The sequence below is a fragment of the Mycobacterium sp. D16R24 genome (assembly GCF_002013385.1).
In the GTDB taxonomy this organism is placed as follows: domain Bacteria; phylum Actinomycetota; class Actinomycetes; order Mycobacteriales; family Mycobacteriaceae; genus Mycobacterium.
On sequence record NZ_MAEV01000020.1, the window covers coordinates 1 to 22,685 of the forward strand.

Sequence of the window (22,685 nt, forward strand, 5' to 3'; positions counted from 1 at the left end):
AGAAATAGTCAAATCCTGTGGATCGAGGGTCGTCAGGCGACCTCGGACACTGGGGTGTCGGGCGATGGTTCCGGGGTGATGTCGACCGGACGTTCGAGGAGCTTGCCCTGGTGGAACACTGCGCCGGCCCGCACCAACGCCACCAGGTGTGGTGCGTTGACCGCCCGCCACCGCGACTGCGCTGCTTCGATCAGCTTGTAGGCCATCGCCATGCCCGCCGCCCGTGATCCCGGGCCCTTGGTCACCCTGGTCCGAAGCCGAACCGTCGCGAAGGTCGATTCGATCGGGTTCGTGGTGCGTAGATGCACCCAGTGCTCGGCGGGATACCGGAAGTACTCGAGCAGCACGTCGGCGTCATCGACGATTTTCTTCACCGCTTTCGGGTACTTCGCGCTGTAGTCACGTTCGAACGCTGCGATCGCCAACTGCGCCTTGTCGATGTCCTCGGCCCCGATGATCTCCTTCATCGCCGCCAACGCACCCGGATGCGCCGATTTCGGGAGTGCAGCAAGAACGTTGGCTTGTTTGTGGAACCAGCAGCGTTGTTCGCGGGTGGCGGGGAACACCTCCCGCAGTGCCCGCCAGAATCCCAAAGCTCCGTCCCCGACCGCGAGCGCCGGCGCGCGCATCCCGCGGCGGCGGCAATCCCGCAGCAGGTCCGCCCAGGACTCGGTGGACTCTCGGTAGCCGTCGGCCAGGGCGACGAGTTCCTTGCGGCCGTCCGCCCGCACCCCGAGCATCACCAACAGGCAGAGCTTTTCCTGCTCGAGCCGGACTTTCAGGTGGATGCCGTCGACCCACAGGTACACGTAGTCGACCTGCGAGAGGTCCCTGGTGCCGAAGGCCTTCGCCTCGTCCTGCCACTGGGCCGTGAGCCGGGTGATCGAGGATGCGGACAGTCCGGCGCCGGTGCCGAGGAACTGTTCGAGCGCCGGCCCGAAGTCACTGGTTGACAGGCCGTGCAGGTACAGCAGCGGCAGCACCTCCGATACCTGCTCGGACTTGCGAGCCCAGGCGGGCAGGATCGCCGAGGAGAACCGCTTGCGCTCGCCGGTATCGGGGTCGATCCGCTTGTCGTTCACGCGGGGCGCCTTCACCGCCACCGCACCCGCCGAGGTCACGACCTCACGTTCGGCGTGGTATCCGTTGCGGACCACCAGTCGGTGGCCGTGTTCGTCGACCTCACCGGCATACCGGGCTACATAGTCGGCGACCTCGGCCTGCAACGCCGCGGCCAGCATCTGCCGGGCACCGTCGCGGACGATCTGGTCGAGCAACGACCGGCCCGCACCGGCCGCATTGCGGGTCTCGTTGGAGTCGTCGTTGTTGTCTACTACCGTGAGCACGGGCGTGCCTTCCCGCCAGCGCGCCAACGCTGGTCTTGATCAGAATTCGGATTCCTTGCAGATCATCTTCCGGGAAGGCACGCCCGCCCGGGATCCACAGGTTCTGATCATTGCTCGGCGACATCGACGTCGAGATAGTAAAGATGATCGAGGCCAACGCTGTGGTCCGGCTGGTGCGAAACCCCAACGCATACACAGGTGAAACAGACGGCAACTACTCGTACCAGATCAACTGGAAGACCGCGACGGGCGAGCTAGAACTACTCGACAACGAGTGGGCGTTGCTAGGTGTTGGCAACGCGGTGTACGTGATCGCTCCCCGGCTGTGGACGCCGTACGACATGTTCCCGCCCGATTACGACCCGATCTATCAGGGCGGCTAGCCCGGTGGAAGGACAGCACCGTTGCCGGTGCCGCCTTCCACCGGGTACCGGATTAGGCTGAGTTCTTCAACCAGTTGGAGACGTTGGGCTGAAGGTTGAACCAAGCGCTTGAGAGGCCCATCTCGACAACGATGAGATGGTCGTTCGCGTCGATCAAGCTCATGATCCGGTCACGGAGCCCAACCACTGTCAGGCTTGACCCCACACACCAGACGCTTTCCAGTACATGAGCGTGATAGGGATGACTCTTCAGAAATGAGATGAGCTTGTCGTAGTCCCTGTCGGGTTCGGACAGGTCGTAACTCACCAGGTAGGTGCTCATATTGGCACCCTTTCTAGGGCACGCCATCTGTGCTGCCCACCCGCTACCCAATTCGCCATTATTGGGCGTTCTTGGGCGGTTCGGTATACAGTCGGGCACGCACCTCGAAATGCATATATCGACGGAAAACCTCAACCAGGGGGACAACCCCCCAACGGTTGGGGTTCTTCGTTGTGCCTTGTATCACATTCTATATGTGGTGTCCGACAAACGGAACCCATACAAGATGTCGTGAACGACATTCGCGTAATTCCCTGGTCAAAAGAGTGTGTTGGTCCACGTATCCGGCGTGTCGCGTGGTAGGTGTTTCAGGCCGGTGAAGGGTCTAGATAGCCTGTCGTGGGGCCCGACGGATTACTAGGATGATGTAAATGGTTGCACTCGGAATGTCGATCGGGGCTACACAGCTGGTCGCCACCGACGGCAACCCTAACGGCGTCCCCGTCGTGCGGACCTCGATGCTCACGCTCCACGAGGATCGGCCCTCGGAGGTCGGTATCCCGAAGGAACCTGGCCTGGCCCTCACCGGATTCGTCGATCGCGTCGGTGACCCAGTCGGAATCGTCGGAGCCGACGGATCCGTGCACAGTGCCGATTGGGTCATGGCCGAAGCCATCCGGGTCATGATCGCCGACGCGGCGGTGGTGGCGAACGTCGACGCTCCCCCGGCACTCGCAGCTGCCGTGCCAGCCCATTGGGGCGCGCACTCCATCGCCGCGTTGCGCGCCGCCATTGACAAGGTGCCTGCCCTGGCGCCCGGCGGCACCCCGATGAAGCTGGTGCCCGACGCACGCGCCGCACTGGAGAGCGCGCGCGATCGCCTCCCCACTCATGGTGTCGTCATTGTCTGCGATTTCGGCGGAACCGGCACCAGCATCACGCTCGCCGACGCCGCACATAACTTCGAGCCCATCGGCCAGACTGTCCGCCATCGTGACTTCTCGGGGCAGCGCATTGACCAGGAGCTCTTGACTCGGGTTCTTGCCGGCCTCAACCAGGACCCGGACGGAACGGCATCCTTGGGCGCCTTGACGCGCCTGCGTGATCGCTGCCGCGCGGCGAAGGAACATTTGTCGACCGACACGACGACCGTGGTTCCCGTTGAGCTGCCCGGCCTCACCTCCGATGTGCGGCTTACGCGCAGTGAGCTCGAAGACTGGATTCGGGAACCGCTGGCCGCGCTGATCGCCGGCGTTCAACAAACCTTGGAACGCAACAACATTCCTTCCGCCGGGGTTAGTGCCGTCCTTACCGTCGGCGGTGGTTCCGGCATCCCCCTTGTCACCCAACAGCTTTCCGAACGCTTACGCTGCCCAATCATCGCCGCACCGCAGCCTCAGCTCGCCGCTGCGTTCGGGGCTGCCGTCATGGCCGGTCAACCAGAGGAAACGCCGTCCCCGGCAGCAACCATGATGCGGCCGGTACCCGCGGGTGAGGAAACCGCCAAGAGTCCCGCATCAAAACCCATAGACACCGTCGAATCCGACCGGTTGGCCTGGTCAGAAGGCGACACCTCCCCGGAATTGCAGGAGTACCAGGACTACTCGACTCCCGTCACCGCTGCCCGACCGGAGGTGACGTTCAGCCCCGGACCGGGCGACTACCGTGACACCGACCGGATGCGTTGGTTCCAGCGACCGTTCCTCTGGTTCGTTGCCGCGGCAGTGTTCTCCGGGGCCATATTTACCGCGCTGTTCATCGCGTGGCAGGACCGCGACGATGCTCCGTCTCCGAGCAACCGGACATCAACCACGACGACAGTGACGACCTCGCCGCACCCCTAGTCTTCGTGAATCCTGTTTTAGGCCAGCGATTCTGGGGGGTATTCCGAGCCTCGCGGCATGCACCGGTGTGAGCCATAAAGGAAGAGCCGGAAGGCGCGATGCGCCTTCCTTTTTTCGTGTCAGCACTGTTGGATGTCGGGATGATGTTGTTCACGGAGCGGACATGACCGGCGCCAGACGATTCTGGATCGCGCTCGTGGCGGGGTTGATGGCCGGCGCGTTGACATGGACGACGAGCTCGGCGACCTGGCAATGCTGCTGGTTCTGGTCGCCAGCCTGTCCGCAATCGGGATGCTTCTGATCTCGGCCAACGAGGAGGACAGGGGCGCCCACGCAGGGCTATGCATCTGACGGTGTGGGCGATGCTGCACACGATCTACGCCGCTCGATACGCGCGGGATCTATTACCAGGGCGCCGGCGGCGGCATCGACTTCAACTCCGACGTCCCGCCTCGCTACGTCGACTTCTACTACTTCTCCTTCAATCTCGGCATGACTTACCAGGTCTCCGATACCGCTGTCACGGAGTCCCATATCCGCGACGTGGTGTTGAAGCATTGCCTTTTCAGTTATATCTACGGCACGGTGATCGTCGCGTGCACCATCAACCTGGTCATCAATCTCGTTGGCTAGGTCTAGGCGCCGCGTGCGCGCTGATACCGCGTGGTATGGAAGTCGCGGTTACCGAATTCTGACTCAATTGCAGTGAGGCGCTTGAAGTAATGCCCAATCGCCAGCTCCTCGGTCATGCCCATGCCGCCGTGCAGCTGAACAGCCTCCTGCCCCACCAGGCGGGCCGCACGCGAGATGGTTGCCTTGGCCGCCGACACCGCGCGAGTACGGCGCGGACCATCGAGATTGAGCGAGGCCAGGTAGGAGGCGGCCACCGCTTGCTCGACCTCTATGTGCATGTTCACCATGCGGTGTTGCAACGCTTGGAAATTGGAGATCGTCACGCCGAATTGCTGGCGCTGCTTGGTATATTCGACCGTGTCGGCGAGCACCTTGCGCAGCATTCCTACCGCCTCGGCCACGGTGGCAGCCGTGGCTTCGTCGAGGGCCGCATCGATCAGCGGCCAGGCCTCGTCCACCTCCGAGATACGCGCCGAATCCGGCACGCGTAGACCGGCCATGACGAGGTCGCTGGCATGGTGATCATCGATTGTCCGGTAGTGATGTGCGTCGATCCCCGTTGGCGGATCGACGGGATCGAACGGTATTGCGAATAGCGTGAGACCCGCGGTGGCGGCGTCATCACCGGAGGTCCGCGCGGTGATGATCAGATGGGTGGCGATCGGCGCGTCGCTCACCACGATCTTCTCGCCGTCCAGCACCCAGTCCTGTCCTTCGCGACGGGCAGTTGTCCGCACGGAGTGAAACGATTGCCCGGAAGTTGACTCCAGAGCGGCGAATCCAGTCACCACATCGCCGGCCGCAACACCACCGATGAGGTCCTTGGCCAGGCCGCTGTTCGAGCGCCGGAGCAGGCCGCCGCCGAGCACCACCGTGCCGATGAAGGGCTCGACGACGAGGTGCTGTCCGAGGACCTCCGCGATGACTAGTACCTCCTCCGCGCCGCCACCCAGACCGCCACTGTCCTCAGGCAGTGGCGCGGCGAGGATCCCGAGCTCCTCGGCGAAGGACTTCCACACCTGCGGCTGCCAGCCGACGTCCGAGCGTGCCGCGCGGCGGCTGGTATCCAGGGCGTAACGGTTGGACAGGAAATCCGAGACGGAGTTCTTCAGGAGCTGTTGTTCGTCGGTGAGGCTGAAATCCATGGTGATGTTCGCTCTTGTCTGTCAGAGGCCCAGTTGGGCCTTGGCGAGGATGTTGCGTTGAATCTCGTTGGAACCCGCATAGATTGATCCCGCGCGATCGTTGAAATAGTGCAGTGGCGCCACCGCCTGCCAGAGCTCACCGCTGTGGTACCCGTCGGCGGGCGGTGTGTACTCGACCACCGGACCGCCCGGCTTCGTGACATGGGGCTGATACACGCGGCCACGCGGGCCCGCGGCCTCCAGCGTGAGGGTGGTCAACGCCTGGGACAGTTCGGTTCCAAGAATCTTGAGCATCGAGGAGGCCGTGCCCGGATTACCGCCACCGGCGACGACCGCCAGTACCCGGTGCTCGAGGACCTCCATCACGTCGATACGTATCGCGAGATCGGCGAGCTTGGCGCTGAACACCGGATCGTCTGCCAGGGTGCCATTCTCGGCGGGTACCGACTGGGCGGCCGCGCTCAGCTGGTCGAGGCCCACCTGCAGCATGGGAGCCGCTGCCCCACCGCCGCGCTCGAACTCAAGGAGGTACTTGGCGACAGTCCATCCCTCATCGATCTCACCGAGGACATTCGTCTTGGGGACCCGCACGTTGTCGAAGAACACGACGTTCTGCACCTCCTCGCCCGAGCTCATCACCAGGGGCTTGACCTCTATTCCAGGTGAGGTGAAATCGATCAGGATGAAGGTGATACCGAGCTGTTTCTTCGGGCCCTTGGTGGTGCGGACCAGTGCGAACATCCAATTCGCCTCGCGGGCATGGGTTGTCCAGATCTTGGAGCCGTTGAGGATCAGGTCGTCACCGTCGGAGACCGCCGACATCTGCAATGAGGCCAGGTCAGAGCCGGACTCGGGCTCGCTGTAACCCTGACAGAAGAAGACCTCCCCCGTCAGAATGCGGGGCAGGAAGAAGTCTTTTTGCTCCGGTGTGCCGAACTTGACGATTGCGTGCGCAACCATCCGAATGCCCATGGGCGACAACGCGGGTGCCCCGGCAAGGGTCGATTCGACCGCGAAGATGTAGTGCTGCGCGACGGTCCACGGCTGGCCACCGTGTTTCACCGGCCAGGCCGGTGCCGCCCATCCCTTCTCGTGAAGGATGGCCTGCCATTGCAGGCTTGCCTCGTGGTCGCTGTACACACTCGTTTGTAGGCGCCCGGCCGCGCGCAGATCCTCGGTGAGGTTCTTGTCCAGGAACTCCCGGACCTCCGTGCGGAATTGTTCTTCCTCTGCCGAGAAGGCCAGGTCCATGTGCACTCCGTTGTGTCGAGGCTGCGGTGGGGAAAGCGATGAATCCCATTAATCTGGATGCAAGTGCATTCAGATTAATGGGCGTTCCACTCCCAGGCAAATACCGGCTCCTGTAAGACTGAGTGGGTGTCATCGCCAGCCGGCCGCTCATACAGCGGTCTTCCCGCCGACGAACGCCTCGCCCGGCGCCGGCAACAGCTGCTGGAAGTGGGGTTGGACATTCTCGGCGCCCCGGAAGGACCCGGCGACCTCACGCTGCGCACGGTCTGTCAGCGCTCAGGTCTGGCGCAGCGCTATTTCTACGAAAGCTTCGCCGATAAGGACGAATTCGCCATCGCGATCTTCGATTGGGCCGTTGAGGGGCTTACCTCCACCATCGAGGCCGAGGTGGCGGCGGCGCCGCCGCGCCAGCAGGTGAGGGCCGGTATCAGCAGCGTGGTGCGTGTCATCAATGCGGACCGGCGCATCGGGCAGCTGCTCTACAGCCCGCGGCAGGTCAATCCGGTTCTAGTGCGCAAGAGGTTCGAGGCCACGGCGATGTTTGTGTCGCTGTTCGCTCAGCATCTGCGCGACTGGTTTCGCCGTGATGATGACGGCAGCCTTCCGGTGCTGGCTCATTTCGTCGTGGGTGGCGTTGGTCAGGCCGTCGCGGCATGGCTGAATCAGGACATCGCGGGCACCGAGGAGACCCTCATCGATCAGTTGGTCGACATGCTGCTGGCTCACGGACCGGAACGCTCCACGCAACGCTGAGTGTCGGTTCGACCGACGTCGATCCGTGTTTTGCCTCGGGTGATGTCGAGTACCAGCGAGGTGCCCATCAGCCGACCTATGAGGGCGCCAACAAGAACAACGCCGGCCAGCGCACGCCCACGACCCGCGCGAAACACCTGACCGACACGCGGAAAAGCTCTTGAGAACACCACGCCGGGCAGCCAAGGATATGGGTGTGAATTATGGTGAGGTGCTTGAGAAGTTGGTCGCGTGGGCGACTGAGGTGGATGCCGTCCGGGCAATCATTGTCACCGGGTCCGCGGCCGACGGGGACGTTCACCCGCTGTCGGACCGGGACATCGAGCTCTACGCATCCGACCCCGATGGCCTGGCGGACGAGGATTCGTGGTGGGCATCGCTGGGCGAAGTTCTTGTGGTCGAGCGCCTGGAGGACGAGGACTCCGGGTATCAGACCCGGCTGGTCTACTACGCCGGTGGCAAGCTCGACTTCACCCTGATTCCTGCCGAAGATCTCACCGATATGGAGCACGATCGGCCCTTCCACGTGTTGGTCGATAAGGATGGTCAAGCACCTGACCCGAACGCGGTGGGCACCCCGGAGGGCGAGCTGCCCGACGGGGAGGAGTTTGAGGAGAGTGTGCACTGGGGCTACGCCGCGGCGCTGATGTGCGCGAAAGCCGTGGTACGCGAGGAGCTCTGGTCGGCGAAACTACGCGACCAGGATCTCAAAGATGAGCTGCTGCGCATCATTGAGTGGGACCACCGCGTTCGGCATGGCACCGCGCATGACACTCGGCACCTGGGGACCCGCATGAACAGCTGGATGGATGCTGATGTGCGCGACGAAGTCGAGGGCTGTTGGGCGCATTTCGATGCTGACGACACCGTCAACGCGCTGCGGCGGACGGTGGACCTGTTCGCGCGGCTGTCGGCGCGTACCGGCGCCGCCCTCGGTTTCGAACCGTTCCGCCACGAACGGCTGCGGCGAGAGATCGAGCAGATCCTGGCGCTGCGCACCTAGGGGGTTGTTAGCACCAGCACCCGCCGAGCACGGTATTGGCATCGGTTTCGATGGGTTGCTGTCCGATGAGGGCGCCCGTGCGTGGATCGAAATCCACGAGTGTGCTGAGGGGGTCATGGCGCAACCACACTGTCAGCGTCAAAGGTCTTTGTGCGCGCGCTGTTTCGTACGATACGAACTCGACATCACCGGGCTTTCCGAGTGCCAGCGCATCGGTCACCGCCTGCCGGATACGTTGTGCAGAAATCTCTTCCACCCGAAATGGCGCTCGCGCCCGCGCATACCCTGCCTGCCGGCCGAAGTTCCGGAATTCTCCGCGTCGCTGATCGAGCTGATCGAGCTGTTGAGTGTCCCCGACTTGAGCCTCTATTGACATGTGTGCGGGATAGATCATCACGCGGAACAATCCCCGCCCGGACAGCTCGCGCTGCATCGCAGACAACTCCCCGTCCAGCCGTGGCGCGCCGTACAGCGGATCCTGCTCATCGATCATCGCCCCCACCAGCGGCAACCGGCCCCAGTCAATCGATGCGACGGCCGCCAGCACAAGGAGTGCGACGCCGGCGATCAGCACGCGTCGCCGGAAAGCACCCGGCCGTCTTTCGCTCATGCCTGCCATTGTTCACCGAAACACCCGCCTCCCCCGCGATGACGGGTGAGGCGCGCGAGGCTCGGCGCTTGGGCCCTGCATGATGGACGTCATGGAGACGTCCCGCATCGATCGGTGGCTGTGGGCGGTCCGACTGACGAAGACCCGGCCGGACGCCGCGGCGGCATGTCGCGGTGGACATGTGCGCATCAACGATCGACCGGTGAAGCCGTCGACGGCGGTAGCCCCCGGTGACGAAGTACGCGTATTGGTGGGCGACACGACCCGAATCGTCAAGGTGGTGAGGGTGATCCAGAAGCGGGTTGGTGCCCCCGACGCCGTGACCTGCTACCTCGACCGAACACCTGCCCGGCCTGAGGTTCCACAGGTTCAGGTGGCGGCGCGTGACCGCGGTACGGGCCGGCCGACTAAACGGGACCGGCGGATGCTGGATAAGTGGCGTACAGGCCGGGAATAAGCCGTCAGTAGACGTCGCGCACGTACCGATGGCTCTTGATGAGGTCATTGACGTACGCGTGCGCCGCTGCGGTGTCCATTCCACCGCAGCGGACGACGATCTCGTGCAACGCCGCGTCGACGTCCTTGGCCATGTTCTCGGCATCGCCGCACACATACAGGTACGCACCGTCCTGCAGCCAGGCGAACAGCTCCGCCTCGCTCTCCAGCATGCGTTGCTGGACATACTGTTTCGGTTCACCGTGGGCGCCGTCTCGCGAAAAGGCGAGGTCGAGTCGGGTCAATACGCCTGAATCCACGAAACCCTGAAGCTCCTCGCCGTAGAGGAAACTGGTGGCACGGCGCCGGTCTCCGAAGAACAGCCACGAACGCCCGTGCGCGCCTGCGGCCTGGCGCTCCTGGAGGAAGCCGCGGAACGGCGCGATCCCGGTTCCCGGCCCGATCATGATGATCGGCACGTCGGCCGCCGGCAGCCGGAAGGTGTGATTAGGTCGCAGATGCACCCGCATCGTCTGCCCGCGGTCGGCCAGAAATGTCGATGCCACACCGCCATAGGTGCGATCGGCATCGGCGTATCGAATGGTCGCCACGGTCAGGTGCACGGTGTCGGGGTGCAGGGCAGGGCTCGATGCGATGGAGTAGTCACGGAACTGAAGCGGGCGCAGATTGTCGACCAGCTCGTCAACGGTCAACTTCCCCAACCTGATCAGATCCAGAACATCTTTTCCGTACAGCCAGGAACCCGGCGCCGGAGTGACGTCGCCACCGAGCGCGGCGACCGCGTCCATGTTGTCCGTTCGGGTGGCGACCAAGGCCCGAAGGGTCCGTGAGGGTGTGCGGATTTCGAGATGGTCGGACAGTAGTTCGGCGAGCGGCTCATCGTGGCCGGCCACCCGATGATCGGCACCAACACCCAGCTCGGCAAGGATCGCCTCGACGAGCGCGGGATCGTTGGCGGCGTGCACCGCAATCGAATCGCCTGCCTCATAAGAAATTCCAGAGCCGGTGAGGTCCACTTCGTAGTGGCGTACCTCTTTATCGGATTCCCTGCTGGTGAGCAGCCGGTTGACAAGCAGTCGCGCCTCGACGGGCTCGTTGCGGTCGCGCTTGGGTGGCGCGGGCGCCTCCGTCACCACGGCCGTTGCGGTGGTACTGATGTGGCCCGCCGCCAGACGCTTGACCAGATCGGTGGTCCACTCCTTCGACTGCTGGAGATAGGGCCCGTCGATGTCGACCCGTTCGGTCAACCGGGCGGCGCCCAGGGCCTCCAGACGTTGGTCGAGGAGCAGACCCGCATTGCAGAAGAATTCGTAGCTGCTGTCGCCGAGTGCGAGCACCGAGAAATTCAGATGTTCCAGCCGATCGGCGGCCCCGGCGCTGAGCGCCTCCCAGAACAGCAGCGCGTTATCGGGAAATTCACCGTCGCCGAATGTCGACACCACGACAACGAAATGCGATGCCGATTGCAGATCCGCGACATCAACCTGGTTGAGTTCGATCGCCTCGGACTTGATGCCGGTGGCCTCTTCCAGGGCCTCGGAGAACGACATGGCAGCGTCCTCGGCATTGCCCATATCGGTGCCGTAGCCGACGATCAACGAGAAGTCCGGCTGGGCGGTCACTGCACTCCCTCGCTCACGCGCGCGGGGCTGGTCCCAGCGCTGGGTAAGGGCGACCTTACTTTGACGAGAGGCCCTGTGGGGATCTCCCCCCTCTTTTCCCTGCGTGGACGCGCTAACCCGCTAGCATCCGATCGTGGCCTGGCTCAATTCCTGGTGGCACTACGACGTGGTGGACGGTTACAAAGGTCCCCTGCTGCTCGGCTTCGTCGCGTTCGTGGTGACCTTCGTCGTGACACGCACGATCACCCGGCTTATCCGCGATGGGAGGGGGCCCTTTCACAACATTTCCGGCGGCGGTGTGCACATCCATCATTCGGTGCCGGGTGTGGTGTTGCTGATCATCGGTGGTTTCACGGCGCTCGGGTCGCCGCCGCTGTCGGTGTGGACGTACGCGGCGGGCCTGTTGGTGGGGGTCGGCGCATCGTTGGTGCTCGACGAGTTCGCGATGATCTTCCACCTGGAGGATGTCTATTGGTCCAACGAGGGACAGTTATCGGTCGACATGGTCACGCTCGCCACCGCGTGTATTGGTCTGGCCGCGGTCGGTGTGTCACCGCTGAATGTGGACGGCCTGACCGGCGTGATCGCGATCGCTCGCGGGGTCGCGGTGCTGCTGCTGCTGATCCACCTTGCACTGGTGGCGATTACCGCGCTCAAGGGCAAGTACCCCACCGCGATGATCGGGATCTTCATCGCTCCCGTCGCCTGGTGGTCCGCGGCGCGTATCGCCCGCCCGACATCCCCATGGGCGCGGTGGCGCTATTCGGAGGAGAAGCTCACGCGAGCGCGCCAGCGTGCCTTGGTATTTGACCGTCGGTGGGGTCCCGTGCGTCAGCGATGGCTCGACGCGATTGGTGGCACACCAACCCCCGAGCTGCCTCACGCACCTACAGAGTCGCGGACTCGCTGAGCGATCTCGGCGAGCGTTGATTCCTCATGAACCGGCGCCCCCCACTGCGGGGCGATTGTCAGCGGAACCCAGCTGGTGCAGCCGCCGTGTTCTTCTGTGCGAAGAATTCGCACCGGCGCGACCATTGGGTACGCCCGCACCACCAACGCCGTGAGGCGGTGCTTGGGCCGAAAATCCAAGCGGTCCGCGCGAATCGATTCGATTGTCCAGATATGCAGTGCGGCAAGCTCTTCAAGCGCCTCTGGCCGGTTGACCTCGACGGCGGCGACGACCTCGGCCCCGGCTCGCACCACGACGTGCGTTTCGGTGCTGTCGGCGGCCGCGCGTGCCAGCAGGTCCTGATGTTCTGGCCGCACCCGCTCGGCATGGCCGTGCACCGCCGTCGGGAAGAGCAGGAACCGAGAATCAGCGAGAGTGAACCGCTTCTCGTGGATTCCACCCTTGCGCAGCAGAATCGTCTGTCGGCCATCGAGCATGCCGTGAATCGCGGCGCTCCACTCCTTCAGGGCGAGCCAGCCTGGAATCTCGGTCACATCGCGAGACTACGGCCGGGGCGTCACCAGCACCGGACAGGTGGCCTTATGTATCAGTGCGTGGCTGGTGGACCCGAGAAAGAAGCCCGCGACGTCACCGCGGCCGTGGCTTCCCGTGACGAGCAACTGTGCACCCTCGGCCTCGCGAAGCAAGACATCGGCAGGATGCCCGACCGCGACAATGCGCCGCACCGGCACATCCGGGTATCTCTCCTGCCAGCCCTCCAGCCGCTCGGCAAGGATATGTTCCTGGCGCTGTGCCTCTCGGGCCGAATCCATCGTGCTCCACGCCGTGTAGGCGTACACGTAGCCGGGCGGAATGTTGTTCCAGACATGCACTGCCACCAGCTCGGCGTCTCGCATCGCGGCCTCCTCGAAGGCCCAGGCGATCGCGCCGTCACTGGATTCGGAGTCGGCGACGCCCACGACAATCGGGCCCGCCGGTCCCGGTGCTTCCCTGACGACGACGACCGGGCCGTGTCCCTTCGCGGTCAGCGACACCGACACCGAACCGGCCATCATCCCGGTGAATCCGCCGAGTCCGCTGGAACCAAGCACCGTCATGGCGGCGTTTCTCGACAGTTCGATGAGGATCGCCACCGGTTTACCGGTCGCCTTGACCGTGGACACCTCGATATTCGGATGCAGTGCGTAGACGTGGTCCTTGGCCTGGCTGAGGAACTCGGCCCCGTCGGTGTCCAAGTGATCAAAGAAGCTCGCCGATGCTCCCAGGTTGTAGCCCTGGCCGAAGCTGCTGTAGTCGATGGCGTGGACCAGCGTCAGCGGCAGGTTTCGCCGCTGGGCCTCGGCACCCGCCCATGTCAGAGCATGTAGAGCCGATGTCGATCCGTCGATGCCCACGAGAATGTGCGGGTGAGGCGTGGTGGTCATGGCTCCTCCGATGCGGTAGGACGATTGCTCCCACCACCGACACTATGGACAGGCCGCCGCGGCTCCCATGGGCCAAAATCCCCATTCTCTGTGACTTTCGCCCATACAAACGTGTGCTGCATCACTCAATATGAGGGTCATTCGTGTTGGCGGAGATCTCATTTGGGGCTCATGGGCCGGTAGATAGCATGACTAAGGACTCTGAGGATCCTGCTAGCGTTGTGCGTAACGGAATCTCGCCGGCAGTCGATATGGACGTCGGGGGAATTGGTGGAAGGTAGACGAGAATGCCCTTGACGGCGAAGTTGATTGTTGGTTCTGGCGCGGTGGCATTGTCGCTGGTTGCGGGCGGTGGAATCGCTTCCGCCGACCCGGATGTGACGGCTATCGTCAACACCACGTGCACCTACCCGCAGATCATGGCGGCACTGAACGAGCAGTCGCCCGCGGCTGCACAGCAGGTGAACGCGAATCCGATCGCCGGTGCGTGGCTGCAGCAGTTCGTGGCCTCTCCGCGAGCGAAGCGGCAGCAGATGGTCAACGAGGTGCGCGGTATGCCCGCCGTTCAGGAGTACACCGTCCTGATCAACCAGGTCGCCAACTCCTGCAATAACTACTGATCGGCGATTTCCCGGCCGCTACCTCATAATGGTGATGGGGCGGCCGGTCCATTGATGCGTCGGCACGCTTGCTAGGCCTGATACTCAGTGTGACGTATATCCCGCTGGCTATCAGACCTTATTGACTTAGGCTAGGCTTGGTTAATTGACCCCCAGGGGCCGGGTTGCCGGCTTCTATCGGGCCGTGACCATGCCGGGCGCTGGTCAGGGCGGGTTCGCTCAACGAACGAGAGACCCAACGTCACACGCTGGATACGCCGTGCGCGGCGCTGGGTGAGGAGAATCGGCTGAACGGGCTGTATGACCAGAGCCAGGAGAAAAGTAGCTGCGGAGTCGGCTTCCTGACCCGCAAAGACGGCGTGCAGACACACGACGTCGTGCAGATGCTCCACGAGGCGCTCTGCGCCGTTCCGCACCGCGGTGGGATGTCTTCCGAAGGTGTCGGTGACGGAGCCGGCGTCAACATGGACCTGTCCTTGCGCTTCTTCTCCGAATTGACGGGTGATCCCGGCTTGCGGCCGGGACAGTTCGGCGTGGGCAACTTCTTCCTGCCCAATGACCCGGCGTTCCACCCCGAGGCCGAGGCGGTCATCGAGCAGGCACTGCTCGCCCAGGGATTCACCATTCTGCTCAAACGCGATGTGCCGGTGAACAATGCGGCTATCCGCCCGGCGGCCATCAGATACCAGCTGCCGATACGGCAGTGGGTGTTCCTCTCCGACTCCGACCGCAAGACACATGAGGCGCTGATGGCGATCGAAGCCGTCGGCTACACACGCCCGGAATTGCTAGGGCTGTATCCACTCTCGCTCAGCACGCAGACTCAGGTCCTTAAGGGGCGCCTCAACTCGAATGAGGTGGTGCCCTACTTCAGTGACCTATCCGACCCGCGCATGGAAGTGCACTCGATGTTCTTCCACACGCGGTTCTCGACGAACACCGCGCCGAATGCCACCATGGCCCAGCCATTCCGGTTGATGGCGCACAACGGCGAGCTCAACACTGACAAGAAGAACCGCCTATCAGAGAACGCGATGGCACGTGCCCGTAATCGAGCGATCATTCGCCCGATGGGGCAATCGGACAGCTGCCGGCTGGACCAGACCCTCCAGAGCCGTGTGCTCGAGGATGACCTCGACCTCGTCACCGCCGTTGTCGCGATGATGCCGCCCGCGTGGGAGAACGACACGACACTCTCGCCCGAGGTCACGGCCATGCTGGAGTACTTCAGCCTCTACGAGGAGAAGAACGACGGCCCAGCCGCGTTGATCTTCGGCGACGGCACCATCATCGGCGCGCGCCTGGACCGGCTGGGCCTTCGGCCGCTGCGCACCGTCGAGACGGCCGAGTACCTGGGGGTGATGTCCGAGGCCGGTCAGATCTACTTTGACCCCGACACGGTGATCGAGCGAGGCCGTATCGAGGCCGGCGGCATGCGCTACTACGACCACGCCGAGCGTCGGTCCTATGGCACTGTTGAAGCGCTGGAAAAGCTTGCCGCGCGCCATGATTACCCCACCATGCTGGCGCAGGCCCGCGTGAACATCGCCGATCTGCCCCATGTGCCCCCCTTGGGCCAGGGTTCGCCGGCCCGGTATGACGGTGACCTCGACCGGCATCAGCGGTACGTGGCCTATTCGCTCAACCAGGAGAGCTTCAAGTTCCTGATGGATCCGATGCTGGCCACCGGCCAGGAAAAGATCTCTGCGATGGGATACGGCGCGGCCATCAACGCGCTCTCCAATCAGGAGGGCGGCGTTGCGAAATACTTCTCGCAACGATTCGCGCAGGTGACCAACCCGCCGCTGGACTCCATCCGCGAGGCGGATGGAATGACCTTGCGTGTCGCGCTCGGCGCGAAACCCAACAGCGGGGCACAGCCCGCACCGCAGATCGTGGTGCCCTCCCCCGTCCTCACCCATCTCGATATGCTCAAGATCCGCGAGCAGCAAGGCACCCCGGTGCGGCGTTTCGGGATGCGCTACCGAGTCGAGCTGTCCGACCCCGAGTCGAACGCCGAGCGGATCGTGCGGGCTATCGATGAACTATGCGATGCGGTAGAGGAATTCGCCCGGGAGACCGGCGGTATTGCCGTCATCTCCGATCGCCATGTCTCCAGCGACCGCGCCGCGATGCCCCTCATCATCGTGATTTCTGCCATCAACCAACGGCTGATCGAAGAGGGCCTACGGCTGCGCGTTTCGCTGATCGCCGAGAGTGGGCAACTGTGCTCCTCCCATCACGTGGCCGCTGTGCTGGGCTTCGGAGCTTCGGCGGTGTATCCGCTCGCGGTGCAGATGCGGGCAGAGGAGAAGTACGGCACCGAAGCCGACAAGGCATTCAAGCATTTCGCCAAGGCGGCCGAGAAATCCCTGATGAAGACGATGGGCCGGGTCGGTCTCTGTACCGTCGAGAGTTACATCGGTGGAGAGTTCTTCGAGCCAAATTACCTGGATACGTCGGATCCGGTGTTGCACAGGTACTTCCCCAATGTGACGTCACCGGTCGCCGGTGTCGGATTCTCCACGCTGGCGGCCGCCGTCGCCGACTGGCATGCGCGGGCACTGGCGGTAACAGGTGAAAAGGACGTTCCATTACTCGGGCTGTTCAAGGAGCGGGCCGAAGGCGCGGGCCACTCGTACGGGACAACAGCCGTGCGCGGGTTCGTGGACATGACCGAGGAAGAGATCTCGTTCGGGGACGACGCGCGCCCGGAGAACCCCGACATGGCCGACCCGACCTACCTGCGGCTGCTGCCATTGCACCAGCTCGAGGGTGCGTTCGGCCTGGACGACGGTGCATACCGCAACAACAGCTTTGACGAGCTGCCCGCACGCGCCGTCGACAGTTTCGACATCACGCCCGGTTACCGCAGCTTCGTCCGGGCAATGAACACGGAACGTACTCGGCGCCCGGCCGCTCTTCGCGACGTGCTTGCCCTGCCCGCCGACGTCAACTTTGTGCGTACGGCCAATGAGTTCCGCAGGGAAATGGGGCAATTCGCCCGGTTTGGGAACAACGACTTTCAGGTGCGTGGCCTGTCCTGCAAACAGACTGACGATGAGTTCGTCCTGCGGCTCGCGCACACCCACGAACGCCTGGCGGCTCTTGCGGCCTCGCTGCGCGTGCGGTTCGGCGGCGACATCACCGGCCAGGAGATCGTCGGCGACGAGCTGCGGGTGAGTGCGACAGGTCAAGCGGCGATCTACCTGGCGAAGATCAGGACGGCCCCCGAGTCGGTTCCGTTGTCGTCGGTGCAGCCGGCCAGCGAGATCACGCCGACGCTGACATCGGGAGCCATGAGCCACGGCGCGTTGGTTGCCCCGGCGCATGAGGCGGTGGCGCACGGAACCAACCTGGTTGGCGGCCTGTCGAACTGTGGTGAGGGCGGCGAGCACATCAGCCGTTACGGAACCATCCGTGGCTCTCGTATCAAGCAGTTCGCGTCGGGCCGCTTCGGGGTGTGGGCAGGTTACCTCGCCGACCCGATGCTTCAGGAGTTGGAGATCAAGATCGGTCAGGGCGCCAAACCCGGTGAGGGCGGCCAGCTCCCGGCACCCAAGGTGACCGTGCAGATCGCGGCGGCACGCGGCGGCACCCCTGGCGTTGAACTCGTCTCTCCCCCACCCCATCACGACACGTACTCGATCGAGGATCTTGCCCAGCTCATCCACGATTGCAAGGCCGCGCGCGTCCGGGTGATCGTGAAGCTGGTGTCTTCGGAGGGCATCGGCACGATCGCGGTGGGTGTCGCGAAGGCCGGCGCGGACGTCATCAACGTCGCCGGGAACACCGGCGGCACCGGCGCGGCTGCCGTGACGAGCCTCAAGTACGCGGGCCGGTCCGCCGAGATCGGCGTCGCGGAAGTACATCAGGCGCTCTGCGCCAACGGAATCCGGCAGAAGGTGGTGCTGCGCTGCTCGGGTGCGCACCAGACCGCCAGTGACGTCATCAAGTCGGCACTGCTGGGCGCGGACAGCTTCGAGTTCGGAACCACCGCGCTGATGATGCTCAAGTGCGTCATGGCCAAGAACTGCAACATCAAGTGCCCCGCCGGGCTGACAACCAACGCCGAGGTGTTCGAAGGTGACCCCCGCGCACTCGCCCAGTATCTGCTGAACATCGCGCATGAGGTGCGGGAGATCCTGGCGGCGCTCGGCCTGCGGACACTGCGCGAAGCGCGCGGGCGCAGCGACCTGCTGCACCTGTTGGACCATCCCTCGAGCATCGGCACCCTCGATCTGCGCCGAATGCTCGCGGTGGCCGAGGAATTCGTCGTCGAGAACCCGGTGTACATGGAGAAGGACTACTCGGTGGACGACGCGTTCGCCGCCCAGCTCGATCTTGACGGCGCGGTACTGCCGCCCATGGGATTGACCAATCAGAACAAGAGCGTGGGCGGGCAGCTCGCGATCGACATCGAGCGGATGCTCAACTACCAGGGGGCGGGCGGATCCGCGGTTGCCGCCGACGAGCGCGGCCGTCGTTATCTGCTGCCGGAGAGCGTCACCATCACCACCACCGGTTCGGCGGGCCAGAGCTACGGCGTCTTCTGTAACGACGGCATGGTGCTGACGCACACGGGCACCTGTAACGACGGCGTCGGCAAGAGCGCCTGCGGCGGCACGATCACGGTGCGCTCGCCCGGCGGTGGTTCGGATGCCGCCGGAGGCAACGTTCTCATCGGTAACTTCGCACTGTTCGGCGCCTCCGGCGGCCGTCTCTTTGTCGAAGGCCAGGCCGGGGACCGCTTCGCCGTTCGGAACTCGGGCGCCACAGCGGTGGTCGAAGGAGTCGGCGAATTCCTGTGCGAATACATGACAAACGGCGCTGTTCTCAACATCGGTGGCTTTGGTAAGGGCGTCGCGAATGGGATGAGCGGCGGCTTCCTGTATCAGTACGACCCACTGGGCGAACTGCCGTCGAAGGTGAGCACCGACTCGGTACTGGTACTGCCCGTCACCGATGCGCCGTTCCACGAGGCGGCCGCACGCATCCTGCTCGAATGGCATGTGTCGGCCACCGGATCGGCCAAAGGTCAGGCTTTGCTTGATAATTGGCAGTCCACTCGAGAGCACCTGGTCTATACGATGTCGCGGGCCCTGCTGCAGTACCAGGATTCCGACGCCATTCTGCACGGCAAGACACGCAAGGAGCTGTTGGACGAGCTCACCGCCGCCCTGGCCGGCTACCAGGTGCATAAGTTGAAGCGGTCGTATCGCGACCAGCGCGATGTCCTCGGTGGATCTGTGCCCGCCTATGGCGACACCGACACCGAGGGCATGTACGCCCTGCTCAACACCTACACGGTCCTGAACATGGCACAGCAGCTCGCACTATCGAGGATGCCGAACGTCACGGACGTGACGGATCCGCGGATCGACAAGGCGGTGCGCAATCTCGTGCTGACCGAGGACTTTTTCCTGATCCAGAAGCTGCAGAAGTATGCGAGGGAGGCGATCGACGGATACAGCGACGAGGACCTGGCCGTGCTCATCGCGGACAAGCGCCTTACCGACTACAAGGACGCGCTGAACCAGCGCAATGTCCTGTCGATGGACAGCCCCGGCACCTATGGCTGGATCATCTTCCAGAGCGCCAAGAACCTGGACAAGATCGGCCGTTTGCCTTCCTTCGAAGAGCTATTCGCACATCAAGCGTTGCCTGTCGTCGCCCTCTCCGGACCGTCCCTCCTGACCACGTGAAGAAGCCATGAAGATCGCCTACATTCCCGAAGACGCCCCATTCAACGAGGACCAGCGCGCCTGGCTCTCGGGCTTCCTGGCGGGGCTGCATTCCCGCCTTGCCATGAACCTGGCGGCTCCGCCGCCGACGGCCACCGCAGACCTGGCGGCTCCGCGGCCGCCGCTGAGGGTCCTCTACGGCACGCAGACCGGCAACGCCGAAGGCGTGGCGGGTGACATCGCCGCGGCCGCCAAGGCGCAGGGATTCGACGCCACGGTCAGCGGACTCGACGAGATAGCACTCGACGAATTCGCCGGGCTGAAATACGTCCTCATCGTCACGTCCACCTATGGCGAGGGCGAGATGCCCGACAATGCCGAATTATTCTGGGAGGCACTGTCTTCGGCACTGGCGCCGCGGCTCGAAGGGGTGTCCTACGGAGTGCTCGCGCTCGGCGACACCAGTTATGACGGCTTCTGCCAGGCGGGCAAGCTCATCGACACCCGGCTCGAACAACTCGGCGCAAGCCGGGTGGTGGGGCGCACCGACTGCGATATCGACTACGAGGCGCAGGCCGCGGAATGGGTGTTGGGGGCGGTAGGGAGCCTGGCGACCCTGGCCGGGGCCAGCGGCGGTCCCGGCACTCCCCCGCCGAGTATCGCGGCGCGATCCGGGTGGACCCGGAAGAACCCATTCTCCGCGGAGGTACGGGTCAACAGGCTGCTCTCACGGGCCGGTTCGGACAAGGAGATTCGGCACTTCGAGTTCGCGCTCGCCGACAGCGGAATCGTGTACGAGGCCGGCGATGCCCTTGCGGTCATCCCGGAGAACGACCCGGCACTCGTGGAGGCGATCGCCGATCACTTCCGTGTCTCTGTCGGCACGCTTGTCGACGGTGAGCCGTTGGGCGAGCTGCTGGGCGCGCGCTACGAGATCAGCACGCCGTCACGGGATCTGTTGAGCGAGGTGGAGAGCCGCGCGGAGAGCGAGGAGTTCTCACACGCCTTGCGCGGCGGGGTCAAGGAGGTGCTGGACGCCTGGCTGTACGGCAAGGACATCCTGGACATCCTCCGTATCGGAGGGGATGCGCTCAGCCTTGAAGAGTTCGTCGGACTCCTCAAACCGCTTCCGCACCGCGCCTACTCGATCTCGTCCAGCGCGCTGGCCCATCCCGACCGCATCCATTTGACGGTGGCCAGCGTCCGCTACCAGAGTTTGGGCCGTGAGCGCGGCGGCGTATGTTCCACCTTCCTGGCCGACCGCAGCAACAGTGCCCGAATCTTCCTGCAGCCCAACAAGTCATTCCGGGTGCCCACCGAGGATGACGCTCCGATGATCATGGTCGGCCCCGGCACCGGCATAGCGCCATTCCGGGCGTTCCTGCAGGAACGGGAACAACGTGGTGCCAGTGGTCGTAACTGGCTGTTCTTCGGTGACCAGCACCGGGAGCACGACTACATCTACGAGAACGAGCTGGACGGCTGGCATGCCTCCGGACTCCTCAACCGCCTGGACCTGGCCTTCTCTCGCGACCAGGCGCAGAAGGTCTATGTACAGACGCGGATGCGCGAGCACGGCCGGGATCTGTTCACATGGCTCCAGGACGGTGGGCACTTCTATGTGTGTGGCGATGCCACGCGCATGGCCAAGGATGTGGACAAGGCACTGCACGAGATCGTCGGTGAGCACGGCGCATTGAGCCCCGACGAAGCCTCTGAGTACGTCAACACCCTCAAGCGGGAAAAGCGGTACGTCCGCGATGTGTACTGACGGCCGACGTTGCGAACACTGCCCCGCCCGGCGAATCGTGGCGGGGCCCAGGGCCATCGCCGAAGCACTACCCGCTCTCGGCACGGTCGTCGCGGTCACCGCGAACGACGCCGCCCTGCTCAGCCACACCGGCGAGTACCTCGAACCCTCACTCCCGGGCGATGCGCTCAGCTGCGATGACGAATACGTTGCGCTGCGGCTGAATCCGGCCCTCGTCCGCGACGCGTTCCTGGCTCCACGGGGGCTGACGATAGTCGGCGACACGGGTACCCACCGTGCCTATCTCACGCCGCTCTCGGACCGCCTCACGGTCAGCGCCCTGGAACTGGCGCCGGCGGCGGCTCCGGATGCCTTCCCCGTCACAGACTGGTCTAACGTCAGCTGGCGTGACACCGATCAGCTGACCCATCTCGACGCGCTCACCCCCGGGCGTTACCGGGTGCTCCCCTTTACCGGCGCCCGCACGATCGATTCCGGGGTTGTGCCTCATCTCCTGGCCCACCTCGTCGATGTGGACATGCCGTTTACCGTCGCGGTCCCCGGAGGCGGCTGTGTCCAGTTGCACCGTGGCCACGCCGCGATGGTCGAACAGGCCGGTGCGCATATCGCCGTCATCTTCGGGGCCTCGCGGTATGCCATGGACCCGGTGTTCATCGCGGAAAGCTGGGTGACACAGGCGTACGGCACCCAGGGGCTGACCTCCTCGGTGGAGCTGTACGACCATAGCCACCGTTGTGTCACCGCTATTACACAGACCGGGCCGATCACAGCCCGGCTGCACCAGGCATGGGAGCACATGGTTGCCTCGCTGCCGGACGGTGTGTGACCGCCGCAGTTCGGATGTTTCGGAGCTCTACTCACAGCGGGCGGCCGGTGGCGTGTGAACAGATTGAGATGTCCCGGTGAATTGGGGGCAGCGTCCGGGAAATTGTGCGGTCCTAGCGTGTGCGCATGAGTGCGACACCCGG

Annotated in this window: 18 protein-coding genes and 1 pseudogene; 11 read left to right on the forward strand and 8 right to left on the reverse strand. The window is 64.1% G+C overall.

What is annotated here, in order from left to right; all coding sequences use genetic code 11:
- Nucleotides 1–32 precede the first annotated feature (32 nt).
- Entirely contained in the window at nt 33–1,346 is a 1,314-nt protein-coding gene (locus tag B4383_RS17590; protein WP_019344575.1) for an IS256 family transposase, read from the reverse strand.
- 143 nt (nt 1,347–1,489) lie between these two features.
- Between B4383_RS17590 and B4383_RS17595 the strand changes: the two genes are divergently transcribed.
- Nucleotides 1,490–1,729 (forward strand): Gp19/Gp15/Gp42 family protein, encoded by a 240-nt coding sequence (locus tag B4383_RS17595; RefSeq protein WP_078292493.1) that lies wholly within the window; start codon nt 1,490–1,492, stop codon nt 1,727–1,729.
- 52 nt (nt 1,730–1,781) lie between these two features.
- Here the strand turns inward: B4383_RS17595 and B4383_RS17600 are convergent, their stop codons facing one another.
- A complete protein-coding gene (locus B4383_RS17600; protein ID WP_078292388.1) occupies nt 1,782–2,051 on the reverse strand; it encodes a CRISPR-associated endonuclease Cas2 in 270 nt (89 codons plus the stop codon).
- Nucleotides 2,052–2,422: 371 nt separating this feature from the next.
- Here B4383_RS17600 and B4383_RS17605 point away from each other — a divergent pair, with 371 nt between their 5' ends.
- Together B4383_RS17605 and B4383_RS17610 are read left to right on the forward strand one after the other, a co-directional pair.
- Nucleotides 2,423–3,835 carry an Hsp70 family protein gene (locus B4383_RS17605; protein ID WP_078292389.1) on the forward strand — a complete coding sequence of 471 codons (1,413 nt, stop codon included), beginning with the start codon at nt 2,423–2,425 and terminating at the stop codon, nt 3,833–3,835.
- A 163-nt stretch (nt 3,836–3,998) separates the two neighbouring features.
- A pseudogene (locus tag B4383_RS17610) lies at nt 3,999–4,468 on the forward strand (DUF1345 domain-containing protein).
- A gap of 2 nt (nt 4,469–4,470) precedes the next feature.
- Here B4383_RS17610 and B4383_RS17615 read toward each other — a convergent pair.
- Together B4383_RS17615 and B4383_RS17620 are read right to left on the reverse strand one after the other, a co-directional pair.
- Nucleotides 4,471–5,613 (reverse strand): acyl-CoA dehydrogenase family protein, encoded by a 1,143-nt coding sequence (locus B4383_RS17615; RefSeq protein ID WP_078292390.1) that lies wholly within the window; start codon nt 5,611–5,613, stop codon nt 4,471–4,473.
- 21 nt (nt 5,614–5,634) lie between these two features.
- Nucleotides 5,635–6,864 (reverse strand): acyl-CoA dehydrogenase family protein, encoded by a 1,230-nt coding sequence (locus B4383_RS17620; protein WP_078292391.1) that lies wholly within the window; start codon nt 6,862–6,864, stop codon nt 5,635–5,637.
- 126 nt (nt 6,865–6,990) lie between these two features.
- Between B4383_RS17620 and B4383_RS17625 the strand changes: the two genes are divergently transcribed.
- Both B4383_RS17625 and B4383_RS17630 read left to right on the forward strand, forming a co-directional pair.
- Nucleotides 6,991–7,617, forward strand: a complete 627-nt coding sequence (locus B4383_RS17625) for a TetR/AcrR family transcriptional regulator (RefSeq protein WP_139360851.1) — start codon at nt 6,991–6,993, stop codon at nt 7,615–7,617.
- A 196-nt stretch (nt 7,618–7,813) separates the two neighbouring features.
- Nucleotides 7,814–8,620 (forward strand): aminoglycoside 6-adenylyltransferase, encoded by an 807-nt coding sequence (locus tag B4383_RS17630; RefSeq protein WP_139360852.1) that lies wholly within the window; start codon nt 7,814–7,816, stop codon nt 8,618–8,620.
- Nucleotides 8,621–8,627: 7 nt separating this feature from the next.
- Here the strand turns inward: B4383_RS17630 and B4383_RS17635 are convergent, their stop codons facing one another.
- Nucleotides 8,628–9,230, reverse strand: a complete 603-nt coding sequence (locus B4383_RS17635; protein ID WP_139360853.1) for a hypothetical protein — start codon at nt 9,228–9,230, stop codon at nt 8,628–8,630.
- Between the two features lie 91 nt (nt 9,231–9,321).
- Here B4383_RS17635 and B4383_RS17640 point away from each other — a divergent pair, with 91 nt between their 5' ends.
- The gene (locus B4383_RS17640) at nt 9,322–9,687 is read left to right on the forward strand and encodes an RNA-binding S4 domain-containing protein (RefSeq protein ID WP_078292495.1); all 366 of its coding nucleotides are present in this window, start codon (nt 9,322–9,324) and stop codon (nt 9,685–9,687) included.
- Between the two features lie 4 nt (nt 9,688–9,691).
- Here B4383_RS17640 and B4383_RS17645 read toward each other — a convergent pair whose 3' ends face one another.
- Nucleotides 9,692–11,308 carry a sulfite reductase flavoprotein subunit alpha gene (locus B4383_RS17645; RefSeq protein ID WP_078292394.1) on the reverse strand — a complete coding sequence of 539 codons (1,617 nt, stop codon included), beginning with the start codon at nt 11,306–11,308 and terminating at the stop codon, nt 9,692–9,694.
- A 133-nt stretch (nt 11,309–11,441) separates the two neighbouring features.
- On the opposite strand from B4383_RS17645, the gene B4383_RS17650 reads away from it, so the two are divergent.
- Entirely contained in the window at nt 11,442–12,218 is a 777-nt protein-coding gene (locus tag B4383_RS17650; RefSeq protein ID WP_078292395.1) for a hypothetical protein, read from the forward strand.
- Here the strand turns inward: B4383_RS17650 and B4383_RS17655 are convergent.
- A complete protein-coding gene (locus tag B4383_RS17655) occupies nt 12,188–12,694 on the reverse strand; it encodes a DUF1802 family protein (protein WP_286143950.1) in 507 nt (168 codons plus the stop codon). The genes B4383_RS17650 and B4383_RS17655 overlap by 31 nt on opposite strands.
- Before the next feature lie 66 nt (nt 12,695–12,760).
- Nucleotides 12,761–13,642, reverse strand: a complete 882-nt coding sequence (locus B4383_RS17660; protein ID WP_078292397.1) for a universal stress protein — start codon at nt 13,640–13,642, stop codon at nt 12,761–12,763.
- A 287-nt stretch (nt 13,643–13,929) separates the two neighbouring features.
- On the opposite strand from B4383_RS17660, the gene B4383_RS17665 reads away from it, so the two are divergent.
- The 4 genes from B4383_RS17665 to B4383_RS17685 all read left to right on the forward strand — a co-directional run bounded on the left by B4383_RS17665 (nt 13,930) and on the right by B4383_RS17685 (nt 22,543).
- Entirely contained in the window at nt 13,930–14,262 is a 333-nt protein-coding gene (locus B4383_RS17665) for a hemophore-related protein (RefSeq protein WP_078292398.1), read from the forward strand.
- A 287-nt stretch (nt 14,263–14,549) separates the two neighbouring features.
- On the forward strand, nt 14,550–19,967 hold the full coding sequence (locus B4383_RS17675; RefSeq protein ID WP_078292399.1) for a glutamate synthase-related protein: 5,418 nt from the start codon (nt 14,550–14,552) through the stop codon (nt 19,965–19,967).
- Between the two features lie 7 nt (nt 19,968–19,974).
- Complete coding sequence (locus B4383_RS17680; RefSeq protein ID WP_078292400.1) at nt 19,975–21,717, forward strand: sulfite reductase flavoprotein subunit alpha; 1,743 nt, start codon at nt 19,975–19,977, stop codon at nt 21,715–21,717.
- A complete protein-coding gene (locus B4383_RS17685) occupies nt 21,707–22,543 on the forward strand; it encodes a hypothetical protein (protein ID WP_078292401.1) in 837 nt (278 codons plus the stop codon). Before B4383_RS17680 ends, B4383_RS17685 begins: the two co-directional genes overlap by 11 nt.
- The last annotated feature ends 142 nt before the right edge of the window (nt 22,544–22,685 follow it).

Bases quoted from the DNA above. Each gene is read 5' to 3' on its own strand.
- B4383_RS17595 (WP_078292493.1), top strand. From the start codon at position 1,490: ATGATCGAGGCCAACGCTGTGGTCCGGCTGGTGCGAAACCCCAACGCA.
- B4383_RS17600 (WP_078292388.1), bottom strand. From the start codon at position 2,051: ATGAGCACCTACCTGGTGAGTTACGACCTGTCCGAACCCGACAGGGAC.
- B4383_RS17605 (WP_078292389.1), top strand. From the start codon at position 2,423: ATGGTTGCACTCGGAATGTCGATCGGGGCTACACAGCTGGTCGCCACC.
- B4383_RS17615 (WP_078292390.1), bottom strand. From the start codon at position 5,613: ATGGATTTCAGCCTCACCGACGAACAACAGCTCCTGAAGAACTCCGTC.
- B4383_RS17620 (WP_078292391.1), bottom strand. From the start codon at position 6,864: ATGGACCTGGCCTTCTCGGCAGAGGAAGAACAATTCCGCACGGAGGTC.
- B4383_RS17635 (WP_139360853.1), bottom strand. From the start codon at position 9,230: ATGAGCGAAAGACGGCCGGGTGCTTTCCGGCGACGCGTGCTGATCGCC.
- B4383_RS17640 (WP_078292495.1), top strand. From the start codon at position 9,322: ATGGAGACGTCCCGCATCGATCGGTGGCTGTGGGCGGTCCGACTGACG.
- B4383_RS17655 (WP_286143950.1), bottom strand. From the start codon at position 12,694: ATGCTCGATGGCCGACAGACGATTCTGCTGCGCAAGGGTGGAATCCAC.
- B4383_RS17660 (WP_078292397.1), bottom strand. From the start codon at position 13,642: ATGACCACCACGCCTCACCCGCACATTCTCGTGGGCATCGACGGATCG.
- B4383_RS17665 (WP_078292398.1), top strand. From the start codon at position 13,930: ATGCCCTTGACGGCGAAGTTGATTGTTGGTTCTGGCGCGGTGGCATTG.
- B4383_RS17680 (WP_078292400.1), top strand. From the start codon at position 19,975: ATGAAGATCGCCTACATTCCCGAAGACGCCCCATTCAACGAGGACCAG.
- B4383_RS17685 (WP_078292401.1), top strand. From the start codon at position 21,707: ATGTGTACTGACGGCCGACGTTGCGAACACTGCCCCGCCCGGCGAATC.